General features: G+C 44.6%; 18 protein-coding genes. 8 read left to right on the top strand and 10 right to left on the bottom strand.

Features of this window, described 5'->3' with window-relative positions; all coding sequences use genetic code 11:
• Nucleotides 1-177: 177 nt before the first annotated feature.
• Nucleotides 178-1,098, bottom strand: a complete 921-nt coding sequence (locus tag FED51_RS14535) for a ClpXP adapter SpxH family protein (protein ID WP_053430687.1) — start codon at nucleotides 1,096-1,098, stop codon at nucleotides 178-180.
• Between the two features lie 15 nt (nucleotides 1,099-1,113).
• Nucleotides 1,114-1,506 (bottom strand): globin domain-containing protein, encoded by a 393-nt coding sequence (locus FED51_RS14530; RefSeq protein ID WP_010899001.1) that lies wholly within the window; start codon nucleotides 1,504-1,506, stop codon nucleotides 1,114-1,116.
• Between the two features lie 175 nt (nucleotides 1,507-1,681).
• Here FED51_RS14530 and FED51_RS14525 point away from each other — a divergent pair, with 175 nt between their 5' ends.
• On the top strand, nucleotides 1,682-3,706 hold the full coding sequence (locus FED51_RS14525) for a molybdopterin-dependent oxidoreductase (RefSeq protein WP_053430688.1): 2,025 nt from the start codon (nucleotides 1,682-1,684) through the stop codon (nucleotides 3,704-3,706).
• 62 nt (nucleotides 3,707-3,768) lie between these two features.
• On the opposite strand, the gene FED51_RS14520 is transcribed toward FED51_RS14525, so the two are convergent.
• The 3 genes from FED51_RS14520 to FED51_RS14510 form a co-directional block, all read right to left on the bottom strand.
• Nucleotides 3,769-4,986 (bottom strand): ISL3-like element IS651 family transposase, encoded by a 1,218-nt coding sequence (locus tag FED51_RS14520; protein ID WP_138090649.1) that lies wholly within the window; start codon nucleotides 4,984-4,986, stop codon nucleotides 3,769-3,771.
• Between the two features lie 176 nt (nucleotides 4,987-5,162).
• Nucleotides 5,163-5,861, bottom strand: a complete 699-nt coding sequence (locus FED51_RS21490; protein ID WP_010898999.1) for a lytic transglycosylase domain-containing protein — start codon at nucleotides 5,859-5,861, stop codon at nucleotides 5,163-5,165.
• A 56-nt stretch (nucleotides 5,862-5,917) separates the two neighbouring features.
• Nucleotides 5,918-6,496: a CYTH domain-containing protein gene (locus tag FED51_RS14510; protein WP_010898998.1), complete on the bottom strand. Its 579-nt coding sequence runs from the start codon at nucleotides 6,494-6,496 to the stop codon at nucleotides 5,918-5,920.
• Between the two features lie 156 nt (nucleotides 6,497-6,652).
• Here FED51_RS14510 and FED51_RS14505 point away from each other — a divergent pair, with 156 nt between their 5' ends.
• Genes FED51_RS14505 through FED51_RS14490 form a run of 4 tightly spaced genes read left to right on the top strand, consistent with a single transcriptional unit; the run spans nucleotide 6,653 to nucleotide 9,400 of the window.
• A complete protein-coding gene (locus FED51_RS14505; protein WP_010898997.1) occupies nucleotides 6,653-7,033 on the top strand; it encodes a UPF0738 family protein in 381 nt (126 codons plus the stop codon).
• A gap of 22 nt (nucleotides 7,034-7,055) precedes the next feature.
• Complete coding sequence (yjbM, locus tag FED51_RS14500) at nucleotides 7,056-7,691, top strand: GTP diphosphokinase (RefSeq protein WP_010898996.1); 636 nt, start codon at nucleotides 7,056-7,058, stop codon at nucleotides 7,689-7,691.
• 16 nt (nucleotides 7,692-7,707) lie between these two features.
• A complete protein-coding gene (locus FED51_RS14495; protein WP_053430689.1) occupies nucleotides 7,708-8,505 on the top strand; it encodes an NAD kinase in 798 nt (265 codons plus the stop codon).
• On the top strand, nucleotides 8,495-9,400 hold the full coding sequence (locus FED51_RS14490; RefSeq protein WP_138090647.1) for an RluA family pseudouridine synthase: 906 nt from the start codon (nucleotides 8,495-8,497) through the stop codon (nucleotides 9,398-9,400). The genes FED51_RS14495 and FED51_RS14490 overlap by 11 nt, the downstream gene beginning before the upstream one ends.
• 52 nt (nucleotides 9,401-9,452) lie before the next feature.
• On the opposite strand, the gene FED51_RS14485 is transcribed toward FED51_RS14490, so the two are convergent.
• Both FED51_RS14485 and prpE read right to left on the bottom strand, forming a co-directional pair.
• On the bottom strand, nucleotides 9,453-9,893 hold the full coding sequence (locus FED51_RS14485; RefSeq protein WP_053430690.1) for a hypothetical protein: 441 nt from the start codon (nucleotides 9,891-9,893) through the stop codon (nucleotides 9,453-9,455).
• Nucleotides 9,894-9,946: 53 nt separating this feature from the next.
• A complete protein-coding gene (prpE, locus tag FED51_RS14480) occupies nucleotides 9,947-10,687 on the bottom strand; it encodes a bis(5'-nucleosyl)-tetraphosphatase PrpE (protein ID WP_010898992.1) in 741 nt (246 codons plus the stop codon).
• A gap of 148 nt (nucleotides 10,688-10,835) precedes the next feature.
• Between prpE and FED51_RS14475 the strand changes: the two genes are divergently transcribed.
• The gene (locus tag FED51_RS14475; RefSeq protein WP_053430691.1) at nucleotides 10,836-12,896 is read left to right on the top strand and encodes a cation:proton antiporter domain-containing protein; all 2,061 of its coding nucleotides are present in this window, start codon (nucleotides 10,836-10,838) and stop codon (nucleotides 12,894-12,896) included.
• Nucleotides 12,897-13,059: 163 nt separating this feature from the next.
• The gene (gene fabI, locus FED51_RS14470) at nucleotides 13,060-13,839 is read left to right on the top strand and encodes an enoyl-ACP reductase FabI (protein WP_050769032.1); all 780 of its coding nucleotides are present in this window, start codon (nucleotides 13,060-13,062) and stop codon (nucleotides 13,837-13,839) included.
• A gap of 50 nt (nucleotides 13,840-13,889) precedes the next feature.
• On the opposite strand, the gene FED51_RS21165 is transcribed toward fabI, so the two are convergent.
• Nucleotides 13,890-14,312, bottom strand: a complete 423-nt coding sequence (locus FED51_RS21165) for a hypothetical protein (protein WP_053430692.1) — start codon at nucleotides 14,310-14,312, stop codon at nucleotides 13,890-13,892.
• A gap of 136 nt (nucleotides 14,313-14,448) precedes the next feature.
• Here FED51_RS21165 and FED51_RS14460 point away from each other — a divergent pair, with 136 nt between their 5' ends.
• Nucleotides 14,449-14,799: a DUF1360 domain-containing protein gene (locus tag FED51_RS14460; protein ID WP_010898988.1), complete on the top strand. Its 351-nt coding sequence runs from the start codon at nucleotides 14,449-14,451 to the stop codon at nucleotides 14,797-14,799.
• Between the two features lie 15 nt (nucleotides 14,800-14,814).
• Here the strand turns inward: FED51_RS14460 and FED51_RS14455 are convergent, their stop codons facing one another.
• Together FED51_RS14455 and FED51_RS14450 are read right to left on the bottom strand one after the other, a co-directional pair.
• A complete protein-coding gene (locus FED51_RS14455) occupies nucleotides 14,815-15,762 on the bottom strand; it encodes a CgeB family protein (protein ID WP_053430693.1) in 948 nt (315 codons plus the stop codon).
• 1 nt (nucleotide 15,763) lies between these two features.
• A complete protein-coding gene (locus FED51_RS14450) occupies nucleotides 15,764-16,507 on the bottom strand; it encodes a hypothetical protein (protein ID WP_138090645.1) in 744 nt (247 codons plus the stop codon).
• Between the last annotated feature and the right edge of the window lie 122 nt (nucleotides 16,508-16,629).

Genomic DNA, 16,629 nt, shown 5'->3' with positions numbered 1-16,629 from the left:
AATCGTTTCTTTTTCAATGTATGCAAAAGTTTGCTGAAATAGGAATGTGTCAATTCTCTGAACGATCATTGAGCCCCATTGTTTTACTGTTTCCAGTATGATACATTATATATGTGAAGCACATCACATTCTCTCCCCCCATAAAGAAAAAAGACAGCTTTCTCGGCTGTCTTTTTTCTACTCTAAATATCTCCAAAAGTTCCCGTATTTCATCGGAACCAGTTCCAGTTTTTGCTTCAGCACTAGTTTCTTTAACTGCTTTTCCGCTTCATCGATCTCTAAGTCAAACACAACGGCAACCTCAATCGAAGCAACAAATTCATATTTCTTTAAAAAGTGTTCTAACGACATTGGAGGTTGGCGTTCTGGTTTAAATCCAAGCATGTCCTCCAAAATTTGAACGTAAATGTGATAGGGGTAATGACCTGTGACTTTGATTCCTTCTTCATCTACGTTATCGTTAAAAAACACGAAAGTTGGAACAAGGTCCACATCCATTTCCTTTGTTGTTTGCATATCACAACGTAAGGCTTTAGCTGCTCCTTTTGAATGAAGGTCCTGCTTAAACTCCTTTACATCCAATCCAGCACGCTGGGCACAGCTTATAAGTATGTCTTCTTTCGTGACATTTTGCTTATTCAAAAACAGGTGCTCCCGAAGCTTTCGTAAGAAGCGCACTCCTGCTTGTGGCCCTTGTAATTCAGCCGCTTTAATAGCCAAGGATGGCGTGTAGGAGGACGTGATAGGGTCCTCTAGCCACACATCACCGTCACAAGGCATCCCAAATGTTTCGGTGATTTTTCTCCACACATGAGCTAAATCTTCTCGTGATTGGGCCCCTTTATATTTTCCACGACATAAATTCCACGCTTCTAGTTTCCCAGCCACAATGAAACGAATACGAAAATATTGACCGTACTCCACTTGTAGCTTTTTTAAAATGGGTTCAAACGCCCAGCATTCAGGACATAGTGGATCGATGAATGTATAAATTTCGAGCGGCTTTCGCTTTTTTTGCTTCTGGTCGTCAACGTCGGAGTCAAGGCTACATATGCCCCTCTCGTCATTGCAATTCGTTTGATTCTCGTGATGCGCCATGGTCAATCCCCCTTTCTAGCGGTGCTCCTCTGGTTGGTTGACCATATGATGAGCAGTCATCGTCAGTCGTGCCATCATTTCCTCTCGCTCTGGGCTTGGCAAGTTGATTTCATCCATCGCTCGTTCCATACATGTGAGCCAAGCTTTTGCACGACGAGGCGTGATTGGAAAAGGTAAGTGTCGTGCTCGTAACATAGGATGTCCATGTTCCTCTGTATATAGTGAAGGTCCACCCAAAAATTGCGTAAGAAATTGTTGTTGTTTTCGTTTCGTTTCTGTAAGGTCATTTGGAAAGATTGGCGCAAGAATTGGGTCGCCTGCAACATTCGTGTAGAAGGCATCCACAAGGGCGGATACCGTTTTGTCTCCACCGATACGCTCGTAAACCGTACGATTTAGTTCAACCATGTTTATCCCCTTTTAGTTGTTCATCGTCTTATCTATGCTTCATTTTAGCAACAGCCTGCGCTGAGGGCAAATGATCTGTTCCTAAAGGGGGGGAATCAGCCTTTTTTCAAAGGAGCTATCATTTGTTATGATCAAATGGAGAAGTAGTTGGTGAAGAAAAAGGAGAGCTATCGAAATGGCAACGAGGAAAAGTGTCTGCCCTCACAACTGTCCTGATACGTGTGGACTTATCATAACAACAGAGAACGATCAAGTGATTTCACTCCATGGGGATCCACAGCATCCCGTAACCGAGGGCGTAATATGCGGGAAGGTTCGGCAACATTACCGTGAGAAAGTACATGGGTCCCATCGAGTGTTAACCCCGCTCATTCGTACAGGTGAAAAGGGGAGCGGGGCATTCAAGCCGATATCATGGGAGCGGGCACTTTCAATAATTGTGGATCGATTTCAGGCAATTATAGCTTCCGCAAATCCAACGGCCATATTGCCTTACAGCTATAGTGGAACGATTGGGATCATTCAAAATGGTAGCATGGACCGACGCTTTTTTCACCGTTTAGGTGCTGCGACACTTGAACGGACGATCTGTGCTGCTGCCGGAACCGAAGCTTTTCGCTATACGATGGGAGCCTCTGTCGGCTTACAACCAGAGGAGACGAGGTTCGCCAATCTGGTCATCGTATGGGGAAGCAATCTAGTCGTAACGAACGTCCATCAATGGTTGTACATACTTGAGGCTCGTAAGCGTGGAGCGAAGGTTATTGTTATTGATGTAGAGCGAACAGAAACAGCAAGGCAAGCCGATTGGTTTATTCAAATCAAACCAGGGACGGATTTAGAATTGGCTTTAGGCATTCAGCATGTCTTAATCGAAGAGGAGCTCATTAACGGTTCTTTTATTGAAAGGCAAACTGTCGGGTTTCGGGAGCTTGCAGCGCATGTTGCCACCTATTCATTAGATCGAGTAGAACGAATGACAGGAATCAATAAAGAAGACATTCAAAGGATAGCCCGCATGTACGGGACAGAAAAGCGATCCTTTATTAGGATTGGCAATGGCCAGCAACATCACCATTCAGGTGGAATGAGTACGAGGGCGATTCTTAGTTTACCTGCTCTTACAGGAGCTTGGGAAGCGAAGGGAGGTGGGGCGATTTATTTTAACTTGAAACATGGTGAGTATTCTTTCGATATTCTCCACCGTCCAGATTTACGGACGAATGAGGAACGACGTGTTAACATGAATGAGCTAGGAAAGGTCCTTCTTAGTCAACAAGAGCCGATTTTGGCATTGTTTGTTTACAATAGCAACCCAGCGTCGGTTGCTCCAGATCAAAGGAAGGTGCTTCAAGGGTTAGCCCGAGACGATTTGTTTGTTGTCGTCCATGAACAGCAGCTGACCGATACGGCTAAATTTGCGGATATCGTTTTACCGGCCACGACTTTTTTAGAGCATGACGATGTATATCGTTCGTATTGGCATCCTTACTGGCAGTTAGGGAGACGAGTGATTTCCCCGATCGGTCAAAGCAAATCGAATACCGAGTTGTTTCGAATGCTAGCAAACGCCTTTCATTTTCAAGAGTTATGCTTTCGCGACAATGACGAAACGTTAATGAAGCAGGCGATATTTGGAGACAGCCCTGTCGATTCCACTGTCTGGGAGCAGTTTTTATCAGGAAAGCCAATTCGTTGGAAGCCGACACATCTATCAGCGCAACAAATTGAGCCGTGGAAAATCGGTGAATATGAAACACCGTCAGGAAAAATTGAACTTTATTCAGAGGCGATGCACGAGGCAGGATTACCACCTTTACCAGAAAAAATCCCATATAAACAAGCAGCCGCTCCGTATCAGCTAATCATTTCACCGTCAAGAAAAGGGTTGAATTCTCAATTTATAGAATACGCGAAAGGAAAGCCGGTCGTTCAGCTTTCAAAAAAAGATGCAATGCGAGAAGGAATCTATGATGGTGATCGTGTTTGTCTTTTCAACGATCATGGACAGCTAACGTGCACAGCCAACGTTTCAGAGGCATGTCAGCAAGGTGTTATCATCGCTCGCGGGGTATGGTGGCATCATCAACATGAACAACAAGGAAATTTTAATACCTTAACAGGAGGAGACTTATCTGATTTTGGCGGCGGGGCAACATTTTTTTCTACCTATGTGCAAGTCAAGAAGAGTGAGGCGTAGTTTGATTTTAAGTTTAAGGTTCTTAGTCAAATGTTGGGGTGGCATAGGAGGGCGAGCCCCTCTTATCCTACCCCGAATGTCTGATGTTTGAATTGATGATGCAAGAGAATACGGTTTCGCAAGCGATCATAACGCCGAAAACCAAAGGCATTTCTCTTAATCACCTTCGTTTGATTATTCAGCCCTTCAATAAAACCATTGTTCAAGCCAAACGCGAAGCTATTCAAGATCTCGGTCTGCCAGTTCTTCAGCGTCTGAATGGCTCGGTGGAACTCCTTTAACCGGCTCGCCTCCACTCTTCGGTAAAAGGCGTAGAGCCCTTGTTTCACCTCGCTCATTCGTCCTTCCCTTCCTTGCATCTTCGCTTCTTGATACCACTGACGAAAATGTTCTTTTAGCTCATACGCTTCCCTTAAATCAGGGGATAGCTCTAAGTACCGCTCTACCTTCTTCTTTTGCTTATCATCCAGTCCTTCTCTCTCTTTCTGAAACAGATGTTTGATCCGTTTACATCGTTTTCGATGATACGGATGGAACGCTTTTTGCACTCGGCGGCGAACCCCTTCCAGAGCCCAGTAGATGTAACGACAGAAATGGAACGGATCCCCAATGATGAGTGGGTGGCCTAAGGCCTTTTGAACAGCCGACTTGAAGGTATAACTTAGATCCATCACGACTGTTTTCACATGATGACCCTTCTCTTGAAGATATCGTTTAAGCGTATCGGCTTTACGATCCGGTAAGATATCCAGTGGCTTCCGTGTATCTGCATCCGCAATGATCACTTGATATTTCCCCGCTTTCGTATCCCCTTTGTAATCATCAATCGCAATCCGAGGAGGAAGGTGATCCACCTTCTTCACGAGGGGGGCCGCCAATTGATCAAACCGGCGCATGGCAGTTGTCACGGACGTTTGGAATTGATTCGCTGTGTCCGTAAAGTTCTTCCCTTGAATGAGCCGTAAGCGAAACGCTTGATTCCATTCCACTGTCTGACGCTGATATCGCTCTACAAAACAGGCTTTCTCCGCAAACCGCTTCCCGCATCTGCACGCGTACCGGCGCTTTCGATAGAATAGATACACCCACCGTTCAAAGAGCTTGAGATGTTGAACTTTTTGGATGCGGTAATCATGGATTCTCTCGGTTCTCTCCCCGCAGGATGGGCAACGATGAGGCGTTCGCGGCATTTCTACATGGAGCGCGATAAAGTCCTCTCGTTCCTCCATCTTTGTGACCTTCACACCTTTTAATCCGGGCAAATCCATGGTAAAATTCATCGTACACGCAGCTCCTATCCTTTCTTTGTTTCTCAACAATTCAAGGATAATGGATAAAGGAGCCTGCGTGCATTTTTTTTTGCCCTCTTTTGTGCAAAAACCCCAACATTTATTGTAGAGCCAAGTTTAAAAAGGTCTGGTGAAATTTCCTCACCAGACCTTTTTTGAGGTCAAAACTAAGCATTTAAGTACGTTCCGTATACCCGGGGAACATAATGTTGTGTCTCTTTAAATGGCGGAATTCCCCCATATTTATCGACATTTCCCGGGCCAGCATTGTAAGCAGCTAATGCAAGCTGGATATTTCCGTCATAACGGTCGAGCATTTGCTTTAAGTAACGTGTTCCTCCGTCAATGTTTTGCTGAGGATCGAACATGTTATTCACATTTAATTGACGGGCAGTTGCTGGCATGAGTTGCATTAAACCAGAGGCACCAGCTCTGCTTTTCGCAAGTGGGTTGAAATTCGACTCGTGTTTAATAACAGCATAAATTAAATTCGGATCAACACCGTATTTTTTGGCAGCTGCATTAATGAGCGGACGGAAACGTTCCCCTTGGTCAAATTGGGCAGAGAGTTCATTCGAGCTCATCGCTGGCTGTGACTGTTGAATGTTCATTTGCACAGGTTCATATGAAGCGATTACTTGAGCTTGCTGACCTAGGACCTTCCTCCTGGTCGCTTCATCCAAAAATAAATCAGATTTATCGTTCGTGCTCGATTGGCTCATTTGCTCCCCGAGCAATAACTGTTCTGTTAAAAAGGCAGAAAAGACGGATTGAAAGTATGTAGATTGATTGGTTGCTGTTGTAAAAGGTTGGGGTGTTGATTGAAATGACTGAAGCCCCAAGATGGATGGATTCATGCTTGTCATCACCTCGTACTTATTCACTACATCCATCATACCATATCTGCATCACAGCTTCACCGTTAATTTTTCTCTTTTTTTGAAAAGAATCGTTGAATTTTGTTTTCTGTCGGAACTTGCGAAATGCTGAATGTCTTAAGGATTTCTTGAAAAGTAACTGTTGCATGTTCTTCGCTCGTTCCTTCAAACTCTATTTCATAATCCTCTATACCTAAATAGGAACTATGGTCGAGACAAAGAATGCCTTGCTCGTAGGAAATTTCAGCTCTAGAAGTGGAAAGGGTGCCAATATGTTTAAGCTGCGAAATAGGAATCGACAAATCCCGTAATGCGTCCATCACTTCACCGCTTGGAAAGTGTGCCGATTCAAGGGCGAGTTTGGCCTCCTGTTTGCTAAGCGTTTGATTGGTTTCAAGAAGTCCAGCAGGGTGAGGCTGCTTTAACGTAAAGGTAAATATAGCTTCCTTTTCACGAATTCTTAAAGCCGAGCTTTGTTTTTTTAACTGGAAGTCGTCCGTTTCAAAATAATGATTGCGCTGAAGCTTAAAATCACCTTCTCCAATATGTAGTTGGCTAATGAGACGTTTGAACGTTTCCTTCGATACGAGTGTTTTCCGTTCGATTTCAATTTCTTTTCCCAATGATGATCGTCCTTTCAATCATTAAAGTTGTCGAAGCTATTACGCTTAGTTTGCATGATCACGTGAGATTTTTCAATGGTGCAATCAGTTCTTACGCACGAGAAAATATGATAAACTGAATAAGGTTATGTCATTTGTTTTCGGAGGGATTTAAGAATGAATAAAGGAACAGTTGCCGAGCTTAGATTGGAGCACAATACAGTGGTGGCGACATTAGAAGAAGAAGTAAAAAGGGAACAGGCTAAACAATTACAAGCGACAGAGCGAATGCTCGTTGATTCAGACGATCATGCCTTCGTGTATGTACTTGAAGATGAGGAGACGTTCTTTTACCTGCGTTTCCCTGAAGCAACATGGACTGTTCTAAAGGAAGGGATGAACAGCGGGAAAGAGGTAGTCGCTCATCTTAACCAAGAAACGTTGATTACGTGTCACAATTTCTATAACGAATTACGTTATTTAATCGATAATATTGCTGGCAATGGTAATTATGGAGAAGAGATGGAGAGGGCGGTACAAAACGCGTTCGGTGAGTAGAGCCTGACAGGACGGTGATTTAGTGAACAATTGGGATGTTTTCTTAACACCATACAAGCAAGCAGTTGAAGAATTAAAAGTGAAATTAAAGGGAATTCGCGAACAGTATCAAAAATCATCCAAACATACACCGATTGAGTTTGTTACTGGGCGGGTAAAACCGATTTCAAGCATATTAGATAAAGCGATTCGGAAAAATATTCCCCTTGATCAATTAGAGGAAAAAATGCAAGATTTGGCTGGGCTTCGGATCGTGACTCAGTTTGTGGAGGATATTGAAACGGTCGTTCAACTCATTCGTTCCCGATCGGATTTTGAAATCGTGGAGGAACGGGATTATGTGGAGCAAAAAAAAGATAGCGGCTACCGCTCCTATCATTTGGTGCTCCGCTACCCAGTGCAAACGATTGAAGGGGAAAAGCGAATTCTCGTTGAGCTGCAAATCCGGACGTTGGCGATGAATTTTTGGGCAACGATTGAGCATTCATTAAATTATAAATATAGTGGAGAAATCCCGCTAAACATAAAAACAAGACTGCAACGGGCGGCAGAGGCAGCTTTTCGGCTTGATGAAGAAATGTCACAAATTCGTGATGAAGTTCGTGAAGCCCAGCAAATTATTACGCGAAAACAGGAGCAAGGGCGTACATTGACGTAAAAGGAGGCGAGGCAGCATGCGTTTTACCGTTACTTCCAGAGGGGATGACGTTTCCAACACATTGCAGCAAAAAATTAAACGCTATTTACTCGATTTTGGCTTAAAGCTCGATGAGCAAGAGCCTGATATCGTCATAACCGTCGGTGGAGATGGGACGCTATTGCATGCGTTTCATCGCTATACGAGTCGGTTAGAGGATACTGCGTTTGTCGGGATTCACACAGGACATTTAGGATTTTACGCTGATTGGGTTCCTGATGAAGTGGAAAAACTCGTGATACATATTGCAAAAACACCTTATCAAATTGTCGAATATCCCTTGCTAGAAGTTGTGGTTCGTCATACGGATGAGAGCGAATCGAAACGACTGCTCGCCTTAAATGAGTGTACGGTCAAAAGTCAGGAGGGCTCCCTTGTAAGTAATGTAGAAATTAAAGGGGACGTGTTCGAAGTGTTTCGCGGAGACGGGCTTTGCATTTCGACCCCTTCTGGTAGCACTGCCTACAACAAAGCGTTAGGTGGTGCCATCCTACACCCATCCTTAGCATCGATCCAAATTTCCGAAATGGCGTCGATCAATAATCGGGTCTACCGGACGATTGGCTCGCCGCTCGTATTGCCTCAGCATCACACGTGCTTGATTAAACCGCTCAATCAGGTGGAACTTCAAGTGACAATCGATCACTTTACCCTTGCTTATAAGCGAGTCAAATCGATTCAATGCCGAGTGGCGGAAGAAAAAATTCGCTTCGCCCGCTTTAGACCCTTTCCTTTTTGGAAACGAGTGAAGGAGTCATTTATCGGTGATTCGTAAAGCGAAAGTGGAATGGACGGTGGATGAACAATGGGACGGGGAGTTGTTACGAACATTTTTACGCGAGGGAAAACACGTTTCAAAACGATCGTTAGCAGCGATAAAGTTTAAAGGTGGCACGATTTTGTTGAACGGGGAAGAGGTCACCGTCCGCGAGACCGTCCACGTGAATGATCAAGTCACTTTAGAGCTCCCTCATGAGTACCCTAGTCCTTCCATGATAGCTGAGCCAGTCCCTTTCGATGTTATCTATGAAAATGATCATTACTTGGTCGTGAACAAGCCAGCGGGAGTTCCGACGATCCCTTCCCGCGATCATCCGCAAGGGACGCTTGCTAACGGGTTACTTAATTATTTTCAGCGACAAAAAATGGCTGCAACCTTTCATGCGGTGAACCGACTTGATAAAGATACCTCCGGACTCTTGATTGTGGCCAAGCATCAATTAGCCCATGATCAATTATCAAAGCAGCAGCGTCAAGGAAACATTAAACGAACATACGTGGCGATCGTTCAAGGGGAAATCGAGCAACAAGAAGGGACGATCACAGCTCCTATTGCCCGAAAAGAAGAAAGCCTCATTACAAGAGAAGTACGGGAAGATGGGCAGCTGGCGATTACTCATTTTAAAGTCATCGATCGTCTTAATCAAGGGACAATTGTACAGGTGCAGCTTGAAACGGGACGAACTCATCAAATTCGAGTCCATTTTTCCTATTTGGGCTACCCTCTATTTGGGGACGACCTTTACGGTGGGGAGCGGAAGGGGATCGAGAGACAGGCCCTCCACAGTACAGAGCTTACTATCCATTGTCCGTTTACAGAGGTGGAACAAACATTTACGGAAGGTTTGCCCCCTGATATGAAGGAACTGATTCGGCATCTGAAGGCTTAATAATGAAAAAAGATTGCGACCGGATTGTTTATCCGTTGCAATCTTTTTCCTGCTACTCTTCAATCGCGTGTTCAATGGTAAAGTGAGCGATTTCGTTTCCATATCGATCAAAAATCGTAACCGACACATCACCAGCTAATTCTTCAATCGGGACTTCCCAGTCAATATCGAAGGACTCAGAAAGAAAGTAAGTTCCATCACCGGACACGGAAAAAGGAATGGGTTCGCCATTGGATGAGAATACGACATAGCCCTCTTCAGAAATTTGTTCCTTTAAGAGAGGATGATCAAATTCAAAGCGAGCGGTTAAATTGTTAGCATCGGATGATGATTCATTTAACAGGCGGGCAAAAATGGTTAATTGCCCACGCTCATCATTCCAGCTGATGTAACTTTCCTCTATGTCTCCGATAATATCGGGTTCCCCCGCTTGACACCCAGCGAACAGAGCGATAAAGAGGCTTATTAGACTGAATTGAACAAAACGTTTCATAAATTCATCACCTAATGGCTATTTTTCCACATTTCCTCATGACGGATCAACGGTTAACCCGGAAAGTTACGAAATTTTTCAGAAACGAGTGGCTGCCTAGAAGGGATCGAAACAAACTCAATTTCAGGGAAGCGTAGAGCAGTTAGCGCCCCACCAAAGACACAGCCCGTGTCAATATTCACTGTTCGATGAATGATGCGAGGCCTTCGAACAGGGGTGTGCCCGTAAACAATCCACCAATCTCCCTGATAGGTTGCAGCCCAATCTCGACGAACCGGTGTACCATCAGGGTTGGTTTCCCCAGTAATATCGCCATATAGGACAAACGTTTCCACCCGCTTACCGTAAGAACCTATGTCGTCCTCGCGAATTCCTGCATGGGTAATCACAAGCTTGTCCTCAGGGAAAGAATGATAGAGGGGCGCCTGTTCATACAACTCCTTAAATTGAGCAATGACTTCGATTCTCTCTTCTTCAGAAAGAGCATTTAGTTCAGCGACCGTTGTTTCTAGGCCGTGCTTTACTTGAACCTTTCGACCGATCATGTAACGGTAGAGCTTGTTGCAATGGTTTCCAGGTACATAATAGGCCGTCTTTTTTTTCACCATGTGGCTTACGAGCCGAATGACTTCGAGAGAATGAGGCCCGCGATCGGTTAAATCACCAACAAAGGCTAACAAACGACCATCAGGGTGATCATAACTGCCTCGTTTATATTCATAGCCAAGTTTATCAATTAGCTCCATAAGCTCATCATAGCAACCGTGTACATCACCAATAATATCGAATTGCATGTCTTTTCCTCCCGACAATGGTATGATGACATCAATAGTAAGTAAAGCATACTTGAATACATCCGTGTTCTACAAATGAGTTGACAGTGAGATTGGTCGGCTTTAAGATTGGAAAAAGTTAAACAAAAGTGGAAAGGAGGATGACCCTTTGATTGATCATCCGATCACAGATCCTGTGCTAATTTTTGCGATTGCCATGGTTGTGTTTTTCGTTGCTCCGTTGTTGATGTCTAGGTTGCGAATCCCAGGAATTATCGGATTAATCCTTGCAGGTGTTGTGATCGGACCGAACGGCTTCGCCTTACTTGACCGTGACCCGACGATTGTGCTGTTAGGAACCGTCGGTTTACTCTACATCATTTTCATCGCCGGACTTGAAATTGACCTCGAAGGTTTTAAAAAATACCGTAACCGAAGTGTTCTTTTCGGTACGTTATCCTTCACGATTCCATTTCTGTTTGGCCTTGTGTTTACGTTCATTCTCGGCTTCTCTACCCCGGCTGCGATTTTGCTTGCCTCTATTCTCGGTTCCCATACGCTGCTGGCGTATCCGATTGCGAGCCGGCTAGGGATATCAAAAGATCGAGGGGTCACGACGGCTGTTGGTGGCACAATTATGACCGATACGTTAGCCCTTTTGGTTTTAGCCATTGTCGCTGGTTCTATACAAGGTGAACTAAATTCAACCTTTTGGTTTACGATAGCCGTTTCCTTAGTTCTTTATGTGGCCATTACGCTGATCCTTATTCCTATTTTGGCTAAGTCGTTCTTCCGGACAATGAGCAGTGAAGGTGCATTAGAATTCATTTTCGTCATGTCGATCTTATTTGTTACGGCATACGGGGCAACGCTTGCAGGACTTGAACCGATCATAGGGGCGTTCCTTGCCGGTCTAGCATTGAACCGGTTCATCCTAGAACATAGCCCCCTCATGAACCGAATTAAGTTCGTCGGAAATGCGCTATTTATTCCGTTCTTCCTTTTATCTGTTGGGATGCTAATGGATATCAGGGTCTTGCTCGGAGACCCTTCCGCCTGGCTCTTAGCAGCGCTTGTCGTGATCTTCGTCCAACTAGGGAAATTTCTTGCTGCGTTTATTAGTGGTAAGCTCTACAACTATTCCATGGACCAAATTAAACTCATGTTCGGTTTGTCCGTGCCTCAAGCAGCGGCGACTTTAGCAGCAACACTCGTCGGTTTTGACTTAGGATTGTTCGATTCGGCTGTTGTTAATGCGGTCATTGTGATGATTCTAGTGACGTGTATGGTCGGCCCATATGTTGTGGAGAAGTACGCGAGGAAGCTCGCATTAGAAGAAGAGCTAAAACCATTTGATCCATCGGAAGCACCTGAGCGTGTCATGGTTCCAATCGCCAATCCGAAAACGGTTGAATCCTTGCTTGATCTGGCATTTATTGTTCGTGGCCAATCATCAGAGCCCCTCTACCCACTAACGGTTGCCCAAGGAACAAATGGCGATGCAGAATCGGAGGTGGCGAAAGCGGAAAAGGTGCTTGCCCATGCCGTGACATACGCAGCTGGCGCCTCTGTTCCGATCCAAATGCTGACGCGACTTGACCCGAATATTGCGTCAGGAATTATCCGAGCTATTGAGGAAACAAGAATTACAACGCTTGTGATCGGGTGGAATGGGAAGCGGTCGACGCCGCAGCTTATTTTTGGTGGGATTCTCGATCAATTGCTAGAACGGACAGAAGAGATGGTACTCGTGTCAAAATTAGGGCATCCGTTAAATACGACGAAGCGGATTGTCCTCGTCCTCCCGTCGGGTGTCGACCATAAGACAGGGTACTATCGAAGCTTGCGAACGGTCAAACGTCTTGCCAACCAAGTGGGTGCTACACTCGTATGTGTTGTTGTTAAGGATGATGCACGTCCATACGAAAAAACCATTAAGGAAATCAAGCCTGATGTGAGCACGACGGTTGTTGGAATTTCCTCATGGAATGAGTGGCACAAACAATGGATGTTAACGTTGCGAGCAGATGATCTCGTCGTCGTTTTAAGCGCGAGAAGAGGAACGCTCGCATGGCATCCGCAATTGGAGCAGTTACCAAACGTATTGGCGAAGGCCAACCCCGAAAGCTTTATTATGATTTATCCTCCTGAAACGGAGAAAACCGATTCAAGAGGGAGTAGAGGAACCGACGTCCCGCGCATGATGTCTTCACGTTCCTATGAAGATTAAAAAGACTTGATTGAGAGGATGTCTCCGTAGGCATCCTTTTACCCTGTTTTACTTGCATGGAACGGACCTCCCTTCAAAAGAATAGAGAACCGTGATATAATTAGGACCAAGTATTAAGAACAAATATTAATTCTGAAATCCACGATTGGAGGAGACGAAATTGATTCAATTGTCATTAGTTGATCGTACATATGTTGTCATGGGCGTCGCCAATAAGCGTAGCATTGCTTGGGGAATTGCTCAGTCCCTAGCCAATGCAGGAGCAAGGCTGATTTTTACGTATGCGGGAGAACGACTTGAGAAAAATGTTAGAGGATTAGTTGAAACGTTAGAGCGTGATGATCACCTCGTATTAGAGTGTGATGTGACAAGTGATGAAGCCGTTGAAGCAACATTTGCGAGCATCAAGGAGCAAGTTGGCACAATTCATGGATTGGCTCACTGCATCGCTTTTGCTAATAAAGAGGAGTTAGAAGGGGAGTATTTAAATACGACTCGCGATGGCTTTTTATTAGCTCACAATATTAGTGCATACTCTTTGACGGCTGTGGCGAAAGCGGCCCGTCCGCTCATGAACGAAGGAGGAAGCATCGTAACACTTACTTATTTAGGCGGTGAAAAAGTTGTCCGTAATTACAATGTTATGGGCGTAGCGAAGGCGTCTCTTGACGCAAGCGTAAAGTATTTAGCAAACGATCTTGGCAAGGAAAACATTCGCGTAAACGCTATTTCCGCTGGACCGATCCGCACCCTTGCGGCCAAAGGAATCGGCGGCTTCAATGACGTCTTAAGAGAAATCGAAGAGCGTGCACCACTCCGCCGAACAACTACGCAAGAAGAAGTAGGGGATACTGCATTGTTCCTCATGAGTGACCTTTCAAGAGGAATCACAGGGGAAATTTTACACGTAGACAGCGGATATAACATTTTATCTCTTTCATAATAACAAAGGTAAAAGGCTCCCAAATGACTGGGAGCCTTTTTCTGCCGCAACTAGTCTTCCATAGTTCCGCCAAATCCGCCTCCACCCCATTGACCTGATTGGCCCCATGGGAACCAAGGGAACCACCACCATGGAGGACGAGGTCTAGGTGGCCAAGGTGGTCGAGGAGGTACAGGAGGTCCAGGAGGCTGTGGCCTAGGAGGTGTTGGACCAAAGTACGGGCTAATTCCGACAAGGTCGCTATGGTGAACTTGAATGAACTGCTGACGGTACGTTGGTGGAGGGTAGATAAGTAACGATACCATGCCAGTCCGAGGGTTGTAGTCTGCCACATATGCGACCACGCGTCCATAGCCTGGAATCGTCGTCGTGACCCACTGATTGAGGTAGCGTTCGATCACAACAGGGGGAAGGTATTGAACGATCGGTTGCTGTCGATACGCATTAAAGGGTTGCTGAGTGTATGGATACATAGACATTCTCCTCTCAAAGCTTTCCACTTTTAGGCTATGGCCTCAAGAGAAAATGTGTGTCTGTACGAAAAAAATGATCGTGAAACATGCAGCGGAACGCGTATACATAGGGAAAAAGCAAAGAGGAGGATGAATCTTGATCTCAGCACTTGAGCTTGTGATCTTGTCTTTAGCGACGTTTCGCCTCACCCATCTGATTGTATTTGATGAGATTTTTGAATGGGTCCGCGGCCTGTTCTTAACCACGTATGAGAAGAAAGATGAGCAAGGGCAGGAGTATTTATTGGTTGAACCAAAAGGACGCGGAGTGAGGAAATTTATCGGGAAGATCATCTCTTGCTATTGGTGTACTGGAATTTGGATGGCCGCTTTTCTATTGACGGGCTTTTTTCTATGGCCCACAACCTTTACTTTTTTCACTATTTTTTTAGCGATTGCTGGGATTGCAAGTTTTTTAGAGGCGATCGTGCAACGAATGGGAATGTAAGTACGAAGACCTGTGCTATATATGAGCTAGGTTGTTTATAATGGTCGTGATCCTTTGGTGAAAGGTATGGCGTGTTAACGCTTCTTCATACGCTTTTTGTGCTTTTTTTTCTCGCTTCTTATCATGGAGCAGATAGTAATCAATTTGCTTGATAAGCTCCTCCAGCGATTGAAAGGAAACGATCGAATCCTTTGAAAAGTGGTTGTATAAATCTTGTTTATATTCACTAATCTGCATGACATTGCAGCTTGCAATTTCAAACGTTCGATTGTTAACACTAACATTTTCGATTTGTTGCGAATTGTGATTGCCCTTTTCATCCTTTCGACGGTAGGTATTTAAAACAAGCTTACTACTATTATAATAAGAAGCGACTCTATCTGGTGGGACCCACCTGTTTATGACGGAAACATGGTCAGGTAGCTCCGGCCATGGACCAACGACGCGAATACGATAAGAGGTTGACAGGGCAAGGGAACGAATCATTTCGACTCGATCAGGATAGGGATGTCCAACCAAAGTGACATCCACCTTTTTTGCTGAAGGTAGTGGTCTATAAACTGTTTCGTTCGTCCCGAGGGGAAGATAATACGCGTTGGAGTGCCCTTGCTGTTTATAAAAGCTAAGTGCATTTTGGTCAATTGTGAACGGCTTGACCGTATAAGGGAGAACCTCAAGAGATCGGTCGATCATATAAGGATCTTCTGTAAACCAAGTCACAACGGGGAGCCCTTTTCGCTTGCACCATGTCCACAAAGGTGTCGTCCATTTATACCCAAGTAGGGTAAAAATGAACGACGGCTTAAACGTTTGACACATTTGTTGGAGCTCCATCAGGCTAGGGAGATGGTGGAAGCGTTGAACTTCTAGTTGTGAGTTTGCACAAAATGCCTCGTAAATAGACTGGTCAAGATAAGAGTAAATCCGACTGTAGCCAGAAGGAACATATAGCAGCTTTAGCATGTTACGGCACCTGAATCATCACTTTATTTTTCGCAGCCATTCCTTCTTCCAGCCCTTCCCCATAAACAAATCCATCAAGGATTACCAGTGTTGCCTCTTTTTCTAAAGGGATCGCCACTTCAAATTGAGAAAAGCTAAGTATGTCATTGGCTCCAATTTCGTTCGTGTGAAGCGGTTTGAGCCAATGTTCACCCGTTCGTCTTACGTGCTTATACCCATCCTTTTGTGCATATCCCCATTGCTCCTCAAGGCGTTCATCATCAATGATCACCTCATCTAGTTGTCTTTGGCTAGATAAAACAAGTTTACCAGACAAACTGGCGATTCCAGGTTTATTAAAAGCAAGACAGATCACTGGGGACTTTAACGGCTCTTGCCGTCGGTTATGGATCAGAAAGTTTCCTTTAATAATTACCTGTTCATCTACACTTTTCATGTTAGGTAAGATCATCGTGTAGTTGAAAAAAGCGTCAACGGCTGTTTGATCAGGAGCGTTTAACTGAGCAGGTGGGCTTGGCTCACGATCTGTAAGGGATGGTTCGTTTGCTGAAGCAGCTTCATTCACCTCTTGCAGCTGTTGGACTTTTTCTAGGAGAGAAGCAATCGTTTGTTTTTGTTCAACTAACTTTTCTGCTTGCTGTTCATTTACTCGATTGATCCTCTTAAATTCAGATTGATAGTATAATAGTTTTTGTTTAACCTGAATTAATTGATCGGGTGTTCGTTTCACATCTTGACGGCTCAAGCAGGTCAACTCCTTTCGCTAATCCATGGAACGTCTTTATCATATGTATGAAGGAATTCATGAAACGATGAACCCTCATGTAGAAACGAAATGGTTAAAAAATGTGAATAAATTCCCTCGGG

Source organism: Halalkalibacterium halodurans (assembly GCF_005671335.1).
GTDB lineage: Bacteria > Bacillota > Bacilli > Bacillales > Bacillaceae_D > Halalkalibacterium > Halalkalibacterium halodurans.
Note: the sequence above shows the minus strand (reverse complement) of the source record. Positions and strands in the feature narration are given on the sequence as shown.